Here is a 19,621-nt window from a genome sequence, read left to right as displayed (position 1 = left end):
TATAAAGAAAAAAGAGGCATGACACATGCCTCTAAAGACTTATTCCAACCGACTCTTAGTCAATTGCTTACGGCTTTCTCTGATAGGTCCAAACACGGTTATGGTTCGAGTTATCCGGAAAGACGTCGCCTGCTTGAAGCTTAATCTTTAAAGGATCTTTCACCATACTGCCGGTTTCACCGATCTCGACATACACACCATTATTTGGTGCTTTATTCCCTGATTTAAACTGATGCTGCTGACCCATTTCCATCCTCCTTTCTCGATGATGTTATTATGTCCCGTGACTTGCCTCTCCAATCCTTTATGCAAAAAGTCCCTGCTCCTACGAGTCAGGGATACTTTTCATTTATTTGGTTTGTTGATACATGAGCTCTTTGATTAATGCTTTTTGAACATGCAGGCGGTTTTCTGCCTGCTGAAATACTTTTGAGTGCGGTCCGTCAATAATGTCTGCTGTCACTTCTTCTCCGCGGTGTGCCGGGAGACAATGAAGGAAAATATAATCTTTTGCTGCATGACGCATTAGTGCGTCATTGACTTGATATTCTTTAAATTCAGCAAGACGTTTCTCTGTTTCTGCTTCCTGCCCCATGCTTGTAAACACATCTGAATAAATGACATCTGCATTTTGGACAGCAGCGACAGGGTCTGTCGTAACGATGACTTCTGCGCCTGATTGTTTTGCAAACTCACGTGCTGTGTCTGTTACTTCTTGAAGTGGTTCATAGCCTTTTGGTGATGCAACTGCAATATCACAGCCTAGCTGCGCACAGCCAACCATCAAGGAGTGAGCTACGTTATTTCCGTCACCGATGTAGGCGACTTTGATTCCTTTTAATGTTCCTTTTGCTTCTTTTATCGTCAATAAATCAGCAAGTGCCTGGCATGGATGGGAGTAGTCAGTCAGTCCATTGATGACAGGAATGGAAGCGTATTGTGCCAGCTCCTCGACCTTCTCATGTTCAAAGGTTCGAATCATAATGCCGTCTACATAGCCAGACAGCACCTGCGCTGTATCACTGATCGTTTCTCCTCTGCCGATTTGCAAATCATTTGAGCTGAGGAAGAGCGCGTGTCCCCCCAGCTGCGTCATTCCCGCTTCAAACGACACGCGGGTTCTAGTTGACGATTTTTCAAAGATCATCGCTAACGTTTTCCCTTTGAATAAATCTTGGTATGGGTTTTGTTTCATTTCTTCCGCTTTTTCAATTAAATAAGCAATGTCATTGATTGAGAAATCTTTTAATGATAAAAAGTCTTTTCCGTATAATGTTGGTTGCACGTCAACTTGACTCATGCCGTCACTTCCTTTTTGTATAATTCTTGGAGCGATACTGGTGATACATCTCCATTTTTTCCTTGCAGGAATGCTTGAACTGTTTCATATTCTGTTAGAACTTGGACGCCGTGTGTGAGTGCTTTTACTCGTTGCTCTTTTGCCTCTTCATCTTCGCCTAAATGGATATGAAGGGATTTATCTTCGTTTTGCAGCCAAGTGTCAAAGCTGTCCGTCCAGACGTCAAAGCCTGCATGTTTTGCTTCATCTACCAATTGTTCACTGCCTTTTATAAAAAGGCTACCTTTCTGATGCCAGATCGACTCAAACACTTTTTTCAAGGCGCTTTCGGCGTTTTTGCCTACACACATTCCTTCTCCTGTCGCTTTCATTTCAGGTGTCAGCTTTAAGTCAATATCTTGAATGGCATGTGATGAGAAGACAGGGAATTTGACCGCTGTTCCCCCTTTGTTTTTCGTTACTGGGTTCAGTTCTTCAAGCTTTGCACCCGCTAATAATTGAGTCGCAAGCGGAATCATGTCAATGCCCATCACCTTGCTGACAACTGGAACGGTCCGGCTCGCCCGCGGATTCACCTCTAGTACAAGCGCTTGATCCCCTTTGATCACAAATTGGATATTCATAATGCCCTTAAACGCTAATTTCTTCGCTATTTGTTCGGACGCAATATCCACCTGCTGTTTGATGTCTTCACTGATAGAGACACTTGGTAAGATGGCAAAGCTGTCACCTGAATGGACGCCCGCTTTCTCAATATGCTCCACGATCGTTGGGATGAAAGTCGTTTTTCCGTCAGAAATCAGATCCACTTCAACTTCTTTTCCAGTGACATACTCATCAATTAAAATTGGATACGGCAAATGATCTGGCTGATCAAGTAGTGACGTCAAATGCGCTTCTGATTGGACAACAATCATTCCCATTCCGCCAATGACATACGATGGGCGAATTAACACAGGGTAACCGATGCTTTTAGCATGCGTGAGCGCTTCTTCTTTTGAATGAGCTGTATTTCCTTTTGCATGAGGTAGGTTCAGTTCATCAAGAAGCTGATAGAACAGATCACGATCTTCCAGCGCATCTAGCGTGTCAAAGGATGTACCTAACAACGTAATGCCCGCTTTTTCTAAACCTTCTGCTACATTGATGGCAGTCTGTCCGCCAAATTGAACGATGACGAAATCAATTTGCTCTGCTTCCACAACGTTTAAGATGTGCTCTAATGTAATGGGCTCAAAATATAAACGATCTGCGATTTCATAATCCGTACTGACCGTCTCTGGATTGTTGTTCATCATAATGGTTTCAAAGCCAAGCTTTTGCAGGGTAAGAACGCCATGCACCGCACTATAGTCAAACTCGACTCCTTGCCCAATTCGAATTGGACCAGAGCCAATGATGAGTGCACGCTGTTTGGTTTTCTCTTGATCCTCTCCATCACTTTTGCCAAAGTATGTGGAATAGAAGTAGTTCGTTTTTGCATCAAATTCCGCTGCACATGTGTCGACAATCTTAAATGAAGCCGTAATGCCATATTCTTGACGAAGCTGTCTAATAGCCTCTTCATTATTGCCTGTTAGAAGAGCAATCGTTTCATCAAGGAAGCCCTTTTCCTTTACCTTTTTCAAGGTGTCTTTTGAGAGTGTTCCCTCATGGTTCTTCAATTCCTGTTCGAGAGTGATCATATTGTTGAACACATGTAAGAAGAATAGATCGATTTTCGTCGCTTGATGGATCGCTTCAACCGTTTCCTGTCTTGAAAGAAGCTCCATGACAGCGAAGAAACGTCGATCGTCTGGTGTTTTGACAAGCTCAAATAGTTGTTCAGTCGATTGGTCTTTCAATTCTGGCAGGTGAAAGCCCTTTGTTTTGATTTCAAGAGAGGCGACCGCTTTTTGGATGGCTGATTCTAAATTACGGTCAATCGCCATGACTTCGCCAGTCGCCTTCATTTTTGTACCTAATTGCCGATCTGCCTGTTTAAATTTATCAAACGGCCAGCGCGGGAATTTCACGACGACATAATCGAGTGCCGGCTCAAAACTAGCATAAGTTGTGCCTGTGAGCGGGTTTTTCAGTTCGTCTAGTGTATAGCCTACCGCAAGCTTTGCTGCCATTTTAGCAATCGGATAGCCCGTTGCTTTTGAGGCAAGAGCAGATGAACGACTAACCCGCGGATTCACCTCAATGACAAAGTATTCTTTACTGAGTGGATCAAGGGCGAATTGGATGTTGCATCCCCCGACTACATCCAGTGCTGAAATGATTTTCAGGCTCGCTGAACGAAGCATTTGATAATCCTGATCCGTTAATGTTTGCGAAGGCGCAACGACAATCGAGTCTCCTGTATGCACGCCAACTGGATCGATATTTTCCATATTACAAACCGTAATACACGTATTTTGACGGTCTCTCATGACCTCATATTCGACTTCTTTAAAACCCGCGATGCTTTTTTCAACTAAACACTGATGAATCGGGCTCGCTAAAAGGGCTCCTTCAATAAGCGGTTTAAACGCTTCTTCTGTTAAAGCAATTCCGCCGCCCTTTCCGCCAAGTGTGTATGCTGGTCTTAGGATGACTGGGAAGCCTACTTCTTTTGCAAATTGAAGGGCATCCTTTGCATTATCCACAATTTCACTATCTGGCACAGGTTCGTTCAACTGCTTCATGAGAGCACGGAATTTCTCTCGATCTTCACCGTTTTCAATTGTTTCAACTGACGTTCCGAGCAGGGTTACCCCGTGCTTTTTCAGCACATCGGCTTTTTCGAGCTCGACAGCAAGGTTTAAAGCGGTCTGTCCGCCAAGGTTGGCTAAAAGACCATCTGGTTTTTCCTTTTCGATGATTCTTGTCACTGAATCAACTGAAAGCGGTTCAAAATAGATTTCATCAGCAAATGATTCGTCTGTCATAATGGTTGCTGGGTTGTTATTCACTAAAATGACTTTGTAGCCCTCTTCTTTTAGGGCCATACATCCTTGTGTTCCTGAGTAATCAAATTCTGCTGCCTGACCAATGATGATTGGACCAGACCCGATGACTAGAATGGTTTGTATGCTTTGATCTTTAGGCATGTGCAACTTCTCTCCTTGCTTGTTTCACTTTCTCAATAAAATCATCGAATATCCATTCACTTTCAGCAGGACCTGGGTGTGCTTCTGGATGAAATTGAACTGACATAATGAGCTTCTCTTTATGAATGAATCCTTCGACAGATCCATCATTAACATGAAGGAATTTCACGTCCACTTCTTTGTCATTCATGCTTTTTTCATTCACCACATAGCTGTGATTCTGACTTGTCATGAAAACACGTTTGGATTCTGTATCTTGTACAGGGTGATTCGCCCCGCGGTGGCCAAATGGAAGCTTATACGTATCCCCGCCAAGTGCAAGAGCGATTAATTGATGACCTAAGCAGATTCCAAGTGTCGGGAAGGTCATCATGATGTCATGAATGGTTTTTAAATATGGCTTCATTGTTTTGGGATCTCCAGGCCCATTTGATAGCAGGACCGCATCTGGCTTAATTTCAAACACCTTTTCCAGCTGTTTGTACGGAATGACGGTTACTTTACAGCCGCGCGCTTCAAGCGAATCTGCTATTGATTTTTTAAAGCCAAAATCAATAAGCGCTACATGTTCCTCGCCGCTGCCTTGTGTGTAGATTTCATCCTCTGTCACCTGTGCGACCACATTGTCTTGTTTCATGGCCGGCGGTGTTTCGTTTTCGTCTGCACTGATCACAGCATTCATCGTCCCATTTGCCCGGATGTTTTGCACGACTGCTCGTGTATCAGTATGAGTCAGAAGCGGAATGTTCCACTTTTGTAAATAATCTTTTAAGCTAACCGCTGCCAGATGGTGAGAGAAATGATCCGCTGCTTCATACACAACGACAGCTTTCACTTGTGGTTTTTTGCTCTCAAAGTCTTCATGATTAATGCCGTAATTTCCGATGAGCGGATATGTGAAAACAATGATTTGTCCCTTATAGGAAGGATCTGTGAGCACCTCTTGGTAACCGGTCATCCCTGTAAAGAAAACCACTTCTCCTGTCATGCCAGCTTCTCCTGTCAGATCTCCTTCAAAAGAGGCTCCATCTTCTAAATTTAAATAACCTTTCATGCTCGTGTCACCCCAAATTGAATAATTAGTAATATAAATGCATTTTTATGCGTTTTGGTGTAAAAAAATTTATGCCGTCACTGTTTCATTTGCTAAAACATGAGTAATCGCTTCTATTGCTTGATCTATTTCTGCTTTTTCTACATTCAGCGGAGGCAATAACCGAATCACATTCGGACCAGCTGGAAGTACCAGCAATCCCTGTTCTCTCAGAGCTGTGATATAATCACCGACTGGCTGATGACATTCAACCCCTGCCATCAATCCTTTTCCGCGTACTTCTTTTACGATATTCAGTTGTTTCAGATCTTGTAGTTTTTCTAGCAGATAAGCGCCTTTTTCTTTGACTTCTGTCAGAAACTCATCTTTGAAAATGACATCGAGTGTTGCATTCACAGCAGCCATGGCAAGCATGTTGCCACCAAAAGTTGTTCCATGTGAACCTGGTGAGAATGCGTCTCCTAAAGCCTTTTTCCCGATGACTGCACCGACTGGGAAGCCATTTCCTAATCCTTTAGCAGAAGAGATAATATCAGGATCAAGTCCCGTCTGTTCGTATGCAAATGCTGTTCCTGTACGTCCAATACCCGTTTGAATCTCATCTACGATCAGAAGTGCTTCATGCTTTTGGCAAAACGCTTGAACAGCTTCTAGAAATTCTGTTGTCGCTGGATTTACGCCACCTTCTCCTTGCACAACCTCAAGCATCACCGCTGCCACATCATCGACTTCACATGCAGCAATAGCGTCTGGGTCATTAAACGGTACATAATGAAAGCCTTCCAGCATAGGGCCAAAGCCCGTTTTGATTTTATCTTGACCTGTAGCAGCCATACCAGCATACGTGCGCCCATGAAAAGAGTGCAAAAATGTCACGATATTTGTTTTCCCTGTTGCTTTACGCGCTAATTTGATTGCACCTTCATTTGCCTCAGCTCCGCTATTACAGAAAAACACGAGATCCCCTGAACTGTTTGCAGCCAGCTTTTCTGCTGCTTTTTCCTGCAGCCCATTTTCAAATAGATTCGATACATGCCAGACGTGATCAAGCTGCTTCTTGATGGCTTGATTGACCTTTGGGTGATTATGACCGAGATTTGTGACCGCAATGCCTTGTATAAAGTCTAAATATTTTTTCCCATTTGTATCGACTGCCCAAGAACCTGCTGCCTCTTTAATTTCAACATTCCACCGTCCATAAGTTTGAAAGAGATGACTCACAGGACCGCCTCCTTTTCCTTCACAATTCTTGTTCCTTTAAAGGTTTCCCCTGTAAAGATACTTCCTTTACCATTGACGATCATGACTTCATCCACATCTCCTGATAAAGCACTCAAAGCGGATTGTACTTTTGGAATCATTCCCCCGGAAATAATGCCTTCATCAATGAGCGTGAGAGCTTCTTGTTCGGTGACGACATCTAATAATTCACCATTTTTTAAAATGCCTTCCACATCTGTAACAAACATGAGCTTATCAGCTTTCATCGCTCCTGCGACAGCTGATGCTGCTAAATCAGCGTTTACGTTTAACGTTTGGCATTCTTCTGTCATAGACAGCGGTGCAATCACAGGAATAAATTGTTTTTCCATTAATGCTTCAACCATCTCTGGATGCACTTCTTTGATTTCACCAACGTACCCGTACACGTCTTGATCAAGAAAATCAGCGACAAGCATCTGACCATCTTTCCCAGACACGCCGACAGATGAGATATCATGCTTTGCGAGCTCTGACACAAAGTATTTATTAACCGTTCCCGAGAGGACCATTTCGGCTACCTCTAATACCGGCTTCGTTGTTTTGCGCTGCCCGTCAACAAATTCTGTTTTCACTTCTAATTTTTGCAGCATGCTAGTGATTTCAGGGCCTCCGCCATGGACGATAGCCAGCTTAAATCCAGCAGCTTGAAGTGAGCGGACATTTTCATAAAAGGTATCTGAAAGTTCTCGAATGACACTGCCTCCACACTTGAATACGATCGTTTTATCCATGTCTATCTCCTTCATTATGTGCGATAGCTCGCGTTAATTTTCACATAATCATAGGTAAGGTCACAGCCCCATGCCGCTGCCTGACCATTTCCCTCATTCATTTGAATCAAAATCGTAATCTCATCCTGCTCTAGATACGCTTTTGCTTCCTCTTCTGAGAATGGCTGCGGTTCATTATGTTTAAACAGACATTGTCCACCTAAATACACTTCTACCTCTTGTGGGGTGACGGACGCTGCGCTATGGCCAATCGCTCCAATGATACGCCCCCAGTTGGCGTCGGTACCGTATACGGCTGTTTTCACTAGACTTGAACCGACGATTTTCTTCGCTATGATGCCAGCTTCTAAATGATTTTTAGTACCAGCAACTTGCGCTTCAATTAATTTCGTTGCACCTTCTCCGTCTCTTGCAATCTCTTTAGCAAGATCCTCACAAGCTAGCTTTAATCCTTCTTTGAACAATGGCCATTCTGGATGCTCTTCATTTAGCACATCATTTTCTGCCATGCCATTTGCCATCACGAGCACCATATCGTTTGTCGATGTTTCTCCGTCGACAGTAATTTGATTAAAAGTCACATCGGTAATATCACGAAGTGCATTTTGCAGAGCTTCTTGTTCGACATTTGCATCCGTTGTCACGAAGCCAAGCATTGTTGCCATGTTCGGATGAATCATGCCAGAGCCCTTCGCTGCACCTGAAATGAGAATCTCTTTGCCGTTTATCGTCAGGGTGTATGTTGTATTTTTAATGACTGTATCTGTCGTTAAAATTGCCTCTTCAAAATGACCATTTCCTGCTTTTGCTCCTTTCAGCTGAGTGATGCCTTTTTTGATTTTATCCATATCCAGACACTCTCCAATGACACCAGTAGAAGAAACAGCAATGTAATCAGGTGCTACCCCTAACATATCTGCGCAGGCTGCCTGCATTTCGTATGCGTCTTTCAAACCTTGCTCACCGGTACATGCATTGGCGATAGCACTATTGACAATGACCCCTTTTAATTGCCCTGTCTTTTTTAAGCTTTTCTGAGTGACTTGTAGAGGCGCAGCTTGAAAGTGACTTTGTGTGTATACAGCTGCACTCGCTGCCGGTACTTCACTGACGATCAGTCCAAGGTCTTTTTTTGAATAACGTAATCCAATATGAATCCCCTTTGCTTCAAAGCCTTTTGGTGATGATACGTCACCGTCTATTTTAACAATGCTTTTTTCATTCAATTCGATCATGTTTGTTGTCTCCCCTGTTCTTAAGGATAGAGAGGTGTCATTGTGAGGCCCGCCTCTTCATCTAAGCCTTTGATGATGTTGAAGTTTTGAACCGCTTGGCCGGCTGCGCCCTTCATGAGATTGTCGATCACAGACACAATCGTGAGTCTGCCTGTACGTTCATCTAAATGAAAGCCAATGTCACAGAAATTACTGCCGTATACTTCCCTTGTTTGCGGATACACCCCGTGATCTCTCACTCTGACAAAATAGGAATCTTCATAAAAGCCTTTCATATGCATCATCAATTCCTCTTTTGTGATATCTGATTTCAGCTGGGTATACATCGTCGCCATAATCCCCCTTGTCATCGGGACAAGGTGCGTTGAAAAGGTGATGTTCGCCGTTTGCGGATTCCATTCTCTTAATATTTGCTCTATTTCAGGTGTATGTTGATGTTCATTTACCTTATAAATTTTGAAGTTGTCGTTTAGCTCTGAAAAATGCGTTCCAAGTGAGGCAGATCGTCCTGCACCGGACACTCCTGTTTTTGCATCTATGATGATCATAGATTCATCGATTAGATTCTGTTTCATCAGCGGTGCTAAGCCGAGAAGAACTGCGGTAGGGAAGCACCCTGGGTTTGCAATGACTTCAGCCTGCTCAATCGTTTCACGATTCAATTCAGGTAACCCATACACAGCTTGTTGAACAGATGATTGATCAGCTGCCCTTCGTTTATACCAAGCTTCATAGGTTGCACCGTCTTGAATGCGCAAATCACCTGATAAATCAATGATAGGCACTCCTTGGTTCATGAGCTTCGGTGTGAGTTCACTTGATACGCCTGCTGGTGTCGCTAAAAACACAGCATCTGTTTTTCGCACAATAGCAGCAGGATCAATGGCTTTTAATGTTTGATCAGTAATCGTTGTTAGATGCGGATAAGATTGACTGTATAATTGCCCATCACCACTCGATGAATACAATATACATTCATCCACGTGTGGATGTTGCTTGAAGATACGAACTAATTCCGCACCACCGTATCCCGTAGCACCTATAATACCTATTTTCAACGTCAATACACCCTCTTGATCTTTGTGAAATTATTTAACATTATAACATGTATAAAAATTAATTCAATTGTATATTTAATATTTATTTTCGTTTTTTTTCATAAAAAAATCCACATATCTTCGTGAGACATGCGGATTTATCTTTCGTATTTCATCATGATGACGATGAGGGCACTGCATAAATATAATATGGAGCTTGCATAAAAAATGAAATACACGGTGAAGAAATCTGCAAACAGGCCGCCAAGCATAATCGCTATCGATGAAAAAAGAGCTGTCCAAAAATGGTAGCGGCCGACCTCTTTCATTCTTTTATTCTCTGTTGTCAGTTCCGTAACGATGAGTTTTTCCCCGTGCTTTTGAAAGCCGCCAAGCGCACCAAGTGCCAGCTGAATCATATACACTTGCTCCACTTCTGTTATATGAGGAAATAGCAATAAAAGAAATGCCATTCCGAACGAATGAATGATTAAAAAGAGACGCCTGTCAGTGGTCTCTGGTAGTTTCCCTAAGAGTAAATGAATAAACGCTCCGCTTAAACCAAACAAGCCATAGGCAAGACCAAACTGTGAATAGCTTGAACCAACATTTTTAATAAAAAGAATGTAAAAAGGGAAAATCAAACTGCTGGCGAAAAACAGCAGGCTTTGTGAGTAGACGAACCATTTCATTGCTTTTGCATTCATTGTGTATTGTACCTTTCATAAAAGTAATTGATAAACCTGCCATCTGGATCTGCTTGCTTTTTCTTTTGGAAGAATACATCGGTTTTAGGATAGGCCCGCTTCATTTGTATCTTCGTTTGATAAGGCATGTACGGTAAGTAATAGCTTCCATGGTGCTGAAGCGTGATATCTGTCATTTGCCGGATGATCCGCTCTGCTTCTGCCTTCTTTTCTTTCTCAAAACCATAATTCACTAAAAGAACAAGTGCAAACATATCTTCTTTCGCATATGAGAGATCCGCTTTTTCATTTTTTTGTACGTAGCGGATCGTGATGTTCATTAAATTCAATTCTTCCTGTTGTAAAAAGTGTCTCATGTCATCGATATACGCACGAAAGCGGTCGACTGGGACGAAATATTCCTGAAGCACATCTGTATCTGACTCATTTTCATATTCTAAAAAAGCAGAATCTGAGCGCATCACATTATTTCTTGTGATCAGCTGATCATTTTGACTTTGGAAATACTTCTTTTGCAAATTCCATAGCAGATCTTTCCCCATATCAAACCTTCTTGAAAGACCGAGCATAAATTTGAGTGGCATAACGAGTTGATCCTCTTTCAGCTCTTGATATGATTCAATCTCTTGTTGTGAAGTGAGGGAATAATTCGTCACATACATCTCTTTCAAAAAGTTTGTTTTCGCTGTTGAGATTCTGGCAAGATGCATGCGTACTTCTTTATTTTGTTTGACATGTTTTTGAAAATAATCACTGTATTCGCGATAATCTAGAGAGGTTGTCTCCATTTTGTATAATTCATCTCTCGTTAACGAAAGCTCAACATCTAAAATGACGCCGAACAAACCATATCCGCCAATCACGGCAGTAAACAAATCATCGCCCGGCTTCACTGTAACGATCTCCCCATCTGCCTTAAGTAGCCTAAAGGAACGAACAGTGTCTATGAGTGAGCCGTAGCGAATGTCACGTCCATGTGCGTTTGCACTGAGAGAACCGCCAATCGTGAAGATATTCTGTGATTGCATGACCTTCACGGCAAGACCATATGGGTTCACATATGTTTGTATATCATCCCATGTAACGCCGCTTTGGACCCGAATCGTTTTCTTTTTTTCATCAAACGCTAAAATTTGGCGGAATTCTGTCATATCGAGCACAATGCCATTTTCATAATACGTGTGGCCGCCCATGCTATGCTGTTTGCCGGCTATTGATATCGGCAAGTTTTTTACTTTCGCTTCTTCTACTACTTCTTTTAAAGTATCTATTTCTTTACCTTGAACGACTTTTTTTATTTTAACAGGCATGAGATGACTGACATCTGTAAACGCCTCAAGATCTTGTTTTTTGTGTGCTTGTTCCTCGCGGATGGTGATTGATGTAAAAAATGCAGCAGCGTATCCCATTAAAAGAACAATCCATAACCATTTTCGTTTCATTATGAGGTACTCCGATCTGTCATATTACACCCATTATATCAATCCATTCTCTTCCTCCACCTTATTTTTTCATAAAAAAACCTGGCATGAGTTCAACTCATACCAGGCATTTTCATTTGTGCTTATTGAATACCGAGCGCAATTTTTGCGTATCTTGACATTTTGTCTCGTGTCCAAGGCGGATTCCATACGATGTGAACTTCTGTTTCTTTCACTTCTGGAAGATCACTTAATGCTTTTTTCACTTCATCCACGATTACTGGTGCAAGAGGACACCCCATTGATGTTAAGGTCATCGTGATATCCGCTTTTCCATTCTCATCAAGATCGACATCATAGACAAGTCCAAGGTTGACGATGTCGACATTCAGCTCAGGGTCAATCACCTGTTCTAGGGCGCCTAAAATATTTTCTTTCAATGCTTCATCCATGATATCCACTCCTTTTCCATTAGTATAACGTACTTTTTCTTTTGACTAAACGTTTGTGCTTTTCAGATGTGTCACAAACCAGTCAACCGTTTCAAACATTGCTTGTCTTGAGACCTTATGGCCAGCCTGTCCATCTGTAATAAAACGAATCAGGTGCGGATCTTCTTTATATTGGGTTGCTGCTAACTCGTCATAAAGAGCTTTTGCATGCCGGTAAGGGACAACTGGATCATTTTCTGCATGCCAGAATAACAGCGGTCTTTTGTTTAATCGATCTGTTTGCAGCGTTAAATCATAAGGACGCAGCACGTCTAATTGCTGATGAACCTCTTCGTCTGTAATTTCTTTCATCAACCCTTTGTTCCGCATGTTCATGATTTGTGCTTGTAGGAATGTCGTATATTTCGGACTGCCCATCAAGCTAACTGCCGCTTTAATCCAATCATGCTTGGCGAGTGCACCAAAGGTCGTGATGCCGCCCATGGAAGTACCTGCAACACCGATCAGATCGGCTTCAATCAAATGTTTTTCTTCAAAGTATGTTTTGAGTATATCGATTTCACGTATTTCGTTCAAGACAATTTCCCAGAACCTTGACGCCAGTTCCTCTAAGCTGAGGTTTTCTGATCTTACACCATGATAAGCACAGTCAGGCAAAATCACTCTCATGCCTTTTTCCGCCAAATGAAAGGCGAAGTGTAAGTTGTGCTCGCGTGCACTTGTAAATCCGTGTATAAAAAATACAAGCGGCAGCGGTTTGTCTTTATTTTCAGCTTTTACGATATGTAAAAATGGAATATCGCGCGCAATTTGCTCATCAATGGTGATCACAGCCTATGAATCCTCCTTTATCATTCCCGTCTTTGTTTATTTTAACATGTAGACAACAAAGATGTGATAAAGATACACTATAGGTAGAGGCGCCGCACGAACTGCCTCCTATCACTTACAGATCAAAGGAGATTTTATGGAGACTAAACCTTACCTAATCGCACTTGACCTGGATGGCACGTTATTAAAAGATGATAAAACCATCTCTACACACACACTTGACGTCATTCAAAAAGTGAAAGACAGCGGGCATCATGTCTGTATTTCAACCGGCCGGCCATTTCGTTCCAGCTCTCCTTATTATCAGCAATTACAGCTTGATTCACCCATTGTGAATTTTAATGGAGCGTTTGTCCATCATCCTCTTGATGAAAAATGGGGCAGATTTCATACGTCACTTGATCTTCAAGTCGTTAAACAGCTTGTAGACATTAGTGAGGAGTATAAAGTGCATAATGTGCTAGCTGAAGTGTTAGACGATTTGTATTTCCATTATCATGATGAGAAGCTCATTGATATATTTAATATGAATGCAAATAAAGTCACTGTTGGAGACCTTCGGGACAACCTTGGAGAGAATGTGACGAGCGTGTTAATTCACGCAAAAGAAGAGGACGTCGGAGCCATTCGAAGCTATTTATCAGATGTTCATGCAGAAGTGATTGATCATAGGCGATGGGCTGCTCCGTGGCACGTGATTGAGATCATTAAAACAGGCATGAACAAGGCCGTTGGACTGCAAAAGATCAGTGATTATTACGGCGTTCCACAGGAGCGGATTGTGGCATTCGGAGATGAAGACAATGATTTAGAAATGCTTGAATTTGCTGGATGCGGTGTGGCTATGGGCAACGGAATCGATGCCGTGAAACGTGTTTCAAATGAAGTCACTGATACAAACGAACAAGATGGGATTGCAAAGTTTCTAACGAATTACTTCTCGCTTTAATTTTTCCATTCATACATAGCAGATGGAAGCGGGCATACTACCTTTAGACAGGTTGTCCTGTCAGCTTGTGTAAAGGGGCGGATTCCGAATGGGTAAAAGAAGCAAATCGAAACGCTTTATACAACAAGGTAAAGATTCAATCAGTCTGCATGACGCACGTTTTCCTTATCGTTCTACGCTTGAAGAAGCGTCTGGCAGAGAAAACATGAAGACTGATGCTTCTGGAGGTTCATTGTGAGAAACGAACTTTTTGATCAAGCCAAATCATTTACTGAAGAAGCCCTTACTTCTTCATTTTCATCTGGATTAGAGCGTCAACAGGCGGTCAAACGAGCCAAAAATGCCGTATCATCTGCATTTGCCAATTCGACAGATGCAGAAAGAAACCAGCTGCATACCTTCCAAGACTTGCTCGATGATCTCTAACATAAAAAAGCTGTCCACACCATTGGACAGCTTTTTCTGTTTCTTATGAAGTTGAAAGCACTTATTTCACTTGGAACGTTTTCTTTTCCGTGATTTGCTTCAGCCCTTCTGCTTTTCCTTTAAATGTGACGACCGCTTCATACGTTCCCGGCTTGACACCATTTGACCACGTATCTTGAAAATCATAGGCTTCGCCTTTCTTCAGCACAAATGATTGGATGGCCTGTGTGAACATACGGTCTTTTGAATAGCGGTATTGTTCATTTCCGTTTTCATCATACACACTGAGTTCGAATTTCTGGCTTGTGTTAAAGGTAAATTCAATATCTCGATCTGATTCATTTTTCAATGACATGTTAAATTGAACCGAAGAACCTTTCTGGACGGGGTCTACTGTGAGTACAACCGTTTTTTCTCCCATTTGACCTGATACCTCCTTGTTTGGTTCATCCTTTTTTTGTTGTCCACAAGCGGTTAAAATCAATACAACGAGGAGAAGCACCAACCCTTTTTTCATTCGCTACCCACCTTTTAATCTCGTCTGAAAAATCCAAGAATATTAGTTGTTTGCACAATATTTGTAAAGGCTTTTGGATCGACTTCTTTAATAATTTGTTCAAGTTCATACAGCTCATACCTTGTAATGACGATCACCATCATTTCTTTTGGCTCATTGGTAAAAGCTCCCTTTGCAGGTACAGTCGTAATACCTCTGACCATTTTTCCATAAATGGCTTCCTTGATTTCATCAGCCTTCTTCGTTACAATCATCGCGGTCAGCTTCTCATGTCTTGTATGGATGGCATCAATGACCCTTGTGGTCACATACAATGTGACAAGGGTATATAATGCTTTCTCCCAACCTTGTAATAATCCTGCTGTAAAAATGATGATACCATTTAAAATGAAGAAATACGTGCCGACTGGTTTATCCTTCCACTTCGCTAAGATCATGGCTATGATGTCGAGTCCGCCTGTCGATGCCCCAAATTTGAGCGTGATCCCAATCCCTACTGCGGATATCACGCCTCCAAACACAGCATTTAGTAAAATATCATGTGAAACACTCGTTTCTGGTAAGATGCCGAGGAAAATGGTCGTCAGAGCCACACTGATGATGCTGTAAAACGTAAAGGAACGGCCCACTTTCATCCAGCCTAAAATGCCGACTGGAATATTTAAAATAAATAATAGAATCCCTGTGGATACATAAAATGGCGCATATTGATCCATTAAGCTGGATAACAGCTGGGCTACCCCTGTAAACCCACTCGCGTATACATCAGCTGGGATTAAAAATAAATTCAGTCCAATCGCATTGAGCAGTGCACCAATGACGACGACAATGAGTTTTTTTGCTTCTCCGATGAACATATTGTCATTCCTCCACTTACCATTCTCTCTATGGTTTTCCCTAAAATTTAGAATTTGAACACGAAAAGTTGATTTCTGTGATATAGTTAGGCTAAAAAGTTGTAAAATATGGCTGATTTTTTTTAGAAAGAAGGGATTTTGATGACTGTTCATATCATAGCAGACAGTGCTGCTGATCTGCCTCTTTCTTATTATGATGAACATAACATGACGGTTATTCCGCTCCGTGTATTGCTTGGCGAGCAGGAATTTGAAGATTTGGTCACCATTGAACCAAAACAAGTATTTGATGCGATGAGACAAGGTGCCAGCCCAAAAACGTCACAAGCTTCACCAAACCGAATCAAAGAAGCCTTTGTTTCTCTCGCACAAACCCATACATCTGCAATCTATGTTGCCTTTTCATCAGAGCTTTCTGGTACATATCAAACCGCTATGATGATGGCAAACGAAGTGAAGGAAGAATACCCTGATTTTGATTTACGAATCATTGATTCTAAATGTGCTTCACTCGGCTATGGGCTTGCTGTCAAACACGCTCAATCACTTGCCATTGACGGAAATACAATACAAGAAATTGAAACGTCTGTAAAGCATTTTTGCGAATCTTTACAACATATTTTTACTGTAGACGATTTATCGTATTTAGCAAGAGGCGGAAGAATTAGTAAAGCGTCCGCATTTGTTGGCGGTTTATTGAGTATTAAGCCCATTTTACACGTCGAGGATGGAAAGCTCATCCCCCTTGAGAAAATCCGCGGACGTAAAAAGCTGTTGAAACGCATTATTGAACTGATGAAAGAACGTGGAACGGATTGGTCAAATCAAACTGTTGGCATTAGTCATGGTGATGATCCTGCACTTGCAGAAGACATGAGACAATTGATTGAAGCCGAATTTCATCCAAAAGAAATTGATATTCAGATTGTCGGCGCAGCTGTTGGGTCCCATTCAGGCCCAGGCACGCTTGCCATCTTCTTTACAGGCAAACCATCATAAAAAGCACCCTTCCCTGACACATCACGGGAAGGGTGCTTTTCTTATGACTTATGAAAGTTTAAAACGGTGGACGGTTTCATTTAACCTTGCCGTCATACTCATCAGTTCTTCTACCTGTTTGTTCATTTGATGGAATGATTGCAGCTGTTCATTGGCCGAGGCAGAAATTTCTTCACTGCCAGCTGCTGTTTCTTCTACAACTGCACTAATATTTTCAATCGAGTTGAGCACTTGTCCGCCAAGCTCTGTTGATTGAACAATTTGGTCATTTAAGACCGCCATTTCTTGTTTAATGTGCTGCGCTTTTGTTTCTATATCTTCAAAGGAGTGTGAGGTTTTGTCCATCGCATCCTGCTGTTGAAGTGAAAGCTTGACTCCTTCTTTGACAGTTTGACTAATGGATTGAATGCCTCTTTCAATATGACTGACCATATCAAAGATTTGTCTTGTAGCGTTAGATGATTCGTCGGCAAGCTTACGAATTTCATCTGCTACAACGGCAAAGCCTTTTCCAGCCTCACCTGCTCTTGCCGCTTCGATCGCCGCATTTAGCGAAAGTAAGTTTGTCTGATCCGCAATGTCAGAAACTGTTTTGGCCATAGCAGAGATTCCGCTAGCATATTGCGTGAATTCTCCTGCCGACTGCTCGATTTGCCTTGTGGCATGTGTATTTTTTTCAATCGCCGTTTTTGTTTCTGTTAACGTGTGCTTTCCACTTTCCACTGCTTCTATCGCATCCTCTGTACTTTGGATGACTGTTTGTGAACGTTCGGAATTTTTACGTCCATGCTGATCCATCTTTTCAATCAAGCTAACGCCATGCTGGAGATCCTCTGAAATGGCTTGTGACCCATTTGCCATTTCGTCTGTCGAGACAGATACTTGATTTGCAGATTCCATCAGCTTTTTGTTTTCATCATCTAACTGGATCGAGAATGTCTCTACTTGATTTGAGACATTACTGATTTCTTTAATCAAACTAATCAGTTGATCTGTCATTTGATTAAAGGATTCATTCAAGCCGCCGATTTCATCCTTACGCTGAATATCCAGTCGCTCGATAGCAAGGTTGCCTTCTGCGATCTGCTTCGCTCGGTAGGAAAGTGATTTAATCGGTGTCACGATGGATCTTGTTAATCCAATATTTAAAAAGACAGCAATGACAATCAGTGTGAGGGCTGCGACGAGTGCACTTGTGATGATCCATTGCACATTATCCGCTGTATTCTCTAGATTTTGTTTATATGCTTCTTCTGCTCTTTTATTCATTGTATGGATGTCGTTTAAAACACCATCAATTCTTGCAGCGACCCGTCTTGTATCCGATGCGTTTTTTTCACCAATGGCATTATTTGCTTCTTTGGTCCACGTGTCATATTTTGCATTTAACCTTGTTAATTCACCTTTATTTATATTTCCTGCATGTTTGTTTAAGGTTTGCAGTTGTTTTTTTGATGTAGAAATACCGGTTTGAACAACCTCTAGCTGTTCATCAGAAAGTGTCATTGAATAATTGGTCATGGTTTGTTCGACGCTTTCAAAGCTTGCCTTTGTTTTTTGAACATTTAATAAGGTTTGAACTTCTGTTTCATTTGATGATTGGATCTTTGTCATACTGACAATGATAAAGGCGATGACGCCAACTGCTAAAAGAAGTGAGACGAGTGAGTTGAGTAAAATTTTGATGCGCAAGCTCATGATGCGTCCCCCTCATCTTTTAGCAATTTCTGCTTCAGTTCATTTACTTTTTTGGTCAATGTTTCAGCATCTTTGAGCACCCGAATTCTTGCCATATCGATTCCGTCATTGCTTAAGTCGTAAATAACATGCCCATTTTTGATTTGATTGCTCTTGACGAGCTGTTCGCTGAATTGATAGACCACTTCATCGACTTTTTTTACCATGGACGAAATCACCGCTTTTTCAGCGGTGTAGTACTGATCACTATCTACACCAATGGCATATTTGCCCTGCGCTTGCGCTTCTTTTAATACACCGACACCTGTATAGCCAGCTGCGGCATATAAAACGTCTGCTTTCTTTTTGATCATGCCTTTGGCTATTTTACTGCCTTTGTCCGCATCACTAAACGTATTAGCATAGGTGGATAAGATCTTGATGTTCGGATTCACTGATTTGGCGCCTTTTTGGAACCCTTTTTCAAAACGATGGATCAACTCCGCATCGACACCGCCAACAAATCCAATGACATCACTTTTCGTTGTCATTGCAGCAAGTGCGCCCGCTAAATAGCTGCCTTGCTCTTCTTTAAACGTCACGGAGGTCACATTTTTCAGCTCAGATACGGCATCGATGAGCAAAAAGTGCTTCTTCGGATATTTCTTTGCGACTTTTTCTAAGTCTTCTTGCATACTAAAGCCTACCCCGATGACGAGATCATTGCCAGCTTTTACAAGCTCGGTCAGTCCTTTTTCATATGTATCGGTTTCTGCAATTTCTCTATAATCAAATTCAATACCTAGGTCATCACGTGCTTTTTCTAATCCTTTAAACGATGAATCGTTAAATGATTGATCACCAAGACCATCATCTGTGAGCATAACGCCAATATGCTTCGCATTTGATGCTGGTGGTTTCCCTTGTTGATTGCTGCATGCGGCGAGCACCATAAGCACGGCTACCAACAGAAGCAAAGAAATTTTCACTTTCATCCAAACACACACTCCTTTTATCATCCTTACTCCTTTCTTATCGGATTTGAGAGGCGTTGTTTCAATGATTAAGTGAAGGTTTTTCAGCTTTTT

General features: G+C 41.9%; 20 protein-coding genes. 4 read left to right on the top strand and 16 right to left on the bottom strand.

Features of this window, described 5'->3' with window-relative positions; all coding sequences use genetic code 11:
• Positions 1 to 67: 67 nt before the first annotated feature.
• From MKY18_RS05550 to MKY18_RS05495, 12 genes are all read right to left on the bottom strand, one after another.
• Positions 68 to 247 carry a YjzC family protein gene (locus MKY18_RS05550; RefSeq protein WP_003211282.1) on the bottom strand — a complete coding sequence of 60 codons (180 nt, stop codon included), beginning with the start codon at positions 245 to 247 and terminating at the stop codon, positions 68 to 70.
• A gap of 102 nt (positions 248 to 349) precedes the next feature.
• A complete protein-coding gene (gene argF, locus MKY18_RS05545) occupies positions 350 to 1,300 on the bottom strand; it encodes an ornithine carbamoyltransferase (RefSeq protein ID WP_003211887.1) in 951 nt (316 codons plus the stop codon).
• Complete coding sequence (locus tag MKY18_RS05540; protein ID WP_342497774.1) at positions 1,297 to 4,377, bottom strand: carbamoyl phosphate synthase large subunit; 3,081 nt, start codon at positions 4,375 to 4,377, stop codon at positions 1,297 to 1,299. The genes argF and MKY18_RS05540 overlap by 4 nt, the downstream gene beginning before the upstream one ends.
• Positions 4,370 to 5,431, bottom strand: a complete 1,062-nt coding sequence (locus MKY18_RS05535) for a carbamoyl phosphate synthase small subunit (RefSeq protein WP_044139915.1) — start codon at positions 5,429 to 5,431, stop codon at positions 4,370 to 4,372. Before MKY18_RS05535 ends, MKY18_RS05540 begins: the two co-directional genes overlap by 8 nt.
• A 69-nt stretch (positions 5,432 to 5,500) precedes the next feature.
• On the bottom strand, positions 5,501 to 6,652 hold the full coding sequence (locus MKY18_RS05530; protein ID WP_111912282.1) for an acetylornithine transaminase: 1,152 nt from the start codon (positions 6,650 to 6,652) through the stop codon (positions 5,501 to 5,503).
• The gene (gene argB, locus MKY18_RS05525) at positions 6,649 to 7,425 is read right to left on the bottom strand and encodes an acetylglutamate kinase (protein ID WP_111912280.1); all 777 of its coding nucleotides are present in this window, start codon (positions 7,423 to 7,425) and stop codon (positions 6,649 to 6,651) included. Before argB ends, MKY18_RS05530 begins: the two co-directional genes overlap by 4 nt.
• 14 nt (positions 7,426 to 7,439) lie before the next feature.
• The gene (gene argJ, locus MKY18_RS05520) at positions 7,440 to 8,660 is read right to left on the bottom strand and encodes a bifunctional ornithine acetyltransferase/N-acetylglutamate synthase (protein ID WP_342497773.1); all 1,221 of its coding nucleotides are present in this window, start codon (positions 8,658 to 8,660) and stop codon (positions 7,440 to 7,442) included.
• 20 nt (positions 8,661 to 8,680) lie between these two features.
• Complete coding sequence (argC, locus tag MKY18_RS05515) at positions 8,681 to 9,718, bottom strand: N-acetyl-gamma-glutamyl-phosphate reductase (RefSeq protein ID WP_342497823.1); 1,038 nt, start codon at positions 9,716 to 9,718, stop codon at positions 8,681 to 8,683.
• A 137-nt stretch (positions 9,719 to 9,855) separates the two neighbouring features.
• On the bottom strand, positions 9,856 to 10,404 hold the full coding sequence (locus tag MKY18_RS05510; RefSeq protein ID WP_044139910.1) for an MFS transporter: 549 nt from the start codon (positions 10,402 to 10,404) through the stop codon (positions 9,856 to 9,858).
• Entirely contained in the window at positions 10,401 to 11,846 is a 1,446-nt protein-coding gene (locus MKY18_RS05505) for an FAD-binding oxidoreductase (RefSeq protein ID WP_342497772.1), read from the bottom strand. The genes MKY18_RS05510 and MKY18_RS05505 overlap by 4 nt, the downstream gene beginning before the upstream one ends.
• A 122-nt stretch (positions 11,847 to 11,968) precedes the next feature.
• Positions 11,969 to 12,277: a metal-sulfur cluster assembly factor gene (locus MKY18_RS05500; RefSeq protein ID WP_003211530.1), complete on the bottom strand. Its 309-nt coding sequence runs from the start codon at positions 12,275 to 12,277 to the stop codon at positions 11,969 to 11,971.
• Between the two features lie 45 nt (positions 12,278 to 12,322).
• Entirely contained in the window at positions 12,323 to 13,108 is a 786-nt protein-coding gene (locus MKY18_RS05495) for a prolyl oligopeptidase family serine peptidase (RefSeq protein ID WP_111912274.1), read from the bottom strand.
• A 136-nt stretch (positions 13,109 to 13,244) separates the two neighbouring features.
• Between MKY18_RS05495 and MKY18_RS05490 the strand changes: the two genes are divergently transcribed.
• The 3 genes from MKY18_RS05490 to MKY18_RS05480 all read left to right on the top strand — a co-directional run bounded on the left by MKY18_RS05490 (position 13,245) and on the right by MKY18_RS05480 (position 14,483).
• Positions 13,245 to 14,057, top strand: a complete 813-nt coding sequence (locus MKY18_RS05490; protein ID WP_012009535.1) for a Cof-type HAD-IIB family hydrolase — start codon at positions 13,245 to 13,247, stop codon at positions 14,055 to 14,057.
• A gap of 88 nt (positions 14,058 to 14,145) precedes the next feature.
• Positions 14,146 to 14,295, top strand: coding sequence for a hypothetical protein (locus MKY18_RS05485; RefSeq protein ID WP_003211909.1), 150 nt, complete (start codon positions 14,146 to 14,148; stop codon positions 14,293 to 14,295).
• Positions 14,292 to 14,483 (top strand): DUF3813 domain-containing protein, encoded by a 192-nt coding sequence (locus tag MKY18_RS05480; protein ID WP_024425070.1) that lies wholly within the window; start codon positions 14,292 to 14,294, stop codon positions 14,481 to 14,483. The genes MKY18_RS05485 and MKY18_RS05480 overlap by 4 nt, the downstream gene beginning before the upstream one ends.
• A 61-nt stretch (positions 14,484 to 14,544) precedes the next feature.
• On the opposite strand, the gene MKY18_RS05475 is transcribed toward MKY18_RS05480, so the two are convergent.
• Positions 14,545 to 15,000, bottom strand: a complete 456-nt coding sequence (locus tag MKY18_RS05475; protein WP_044139906.1) for a BsuPI-related putative proteinase inhibitor — start codon at positions 14,998 to 15,000, stop codon at positions 14,545 to 14,547.
• Between the two features lie 14 nt (positions 15,001 to 15,014).
• Positions 15,015 to 15,857 (bottom strand): YitT family protein, encoded by an 843-nt coding sequence (locus MKY18_RS05470; protein WP_003211320.1) that lies wholly within the window; start codon positions 15,855 to 15,857, stop codon positions 15,015 to 15,017.
• A 141-nt stretch (positions 15,858 to 15,998) separates the two neighbouring features.
• Between MKY18_RS05470 and MKY18_RS05465 the strand changes: the two genes are divergently transcribed.
• On the top strand, positions 15,999 to 16,856 hold the full coding sequence (locus MKY18_RS05465) for a DegV family protein (protein WP_065098873.1): 858 nt from the start codon (positions 15,999 to 16,001) through the stop codon (positions 16,854 to 16,856).
• Between the two features lie 48 nt (positions 16,857 to 16,904).
• On the opposite strand, the gene MKY18_RS05460 is transcribed toward MKY18_RS05465, so the two are convergent.
• On the bottom strand, positions 16,905 to 18,554 hold the full coding sequence (locus MKY18_RS05460) for a methyl-accepting chemotaxis protein (RefSeq protein ID WP_342497771.1): 1,650 nt from the start codon (positions 18,552 to 18,554) through the stop codon (positions 16,905 to 16,907).
• Positions 18,551 to 19,528, bottom strand: coding sequence for a BMP family ABC transporter substrate-binding protein (locus MKY18_RS05455; protein ID WP_106067192.1), 978 nt, complete (start codon positions 19,526 to 19,528; stop codon positions 18,551 to 18,553). The genes MKY18_RS05460 and MKY18_RS05455 overlap by 4 nt, the downstream gene beginning before the upstream one ends.
• Positions 19,529 to 19,621: the final 93 nt, after the last annotated feature.

Source organism: Bacillus sp. FSL R7-0672, from assembly GCF_038601465.1.
Classification (GTDB): Bacteria; Bacillota; Bacilli; order Bacillales; family Bacillaceae; genus Bacillus; species Bacillus pumilus.
Note: the sequence above shows the minus strand (reverse complement) of the source record. Positions and strands in the feature narration are given on the sequence as shown.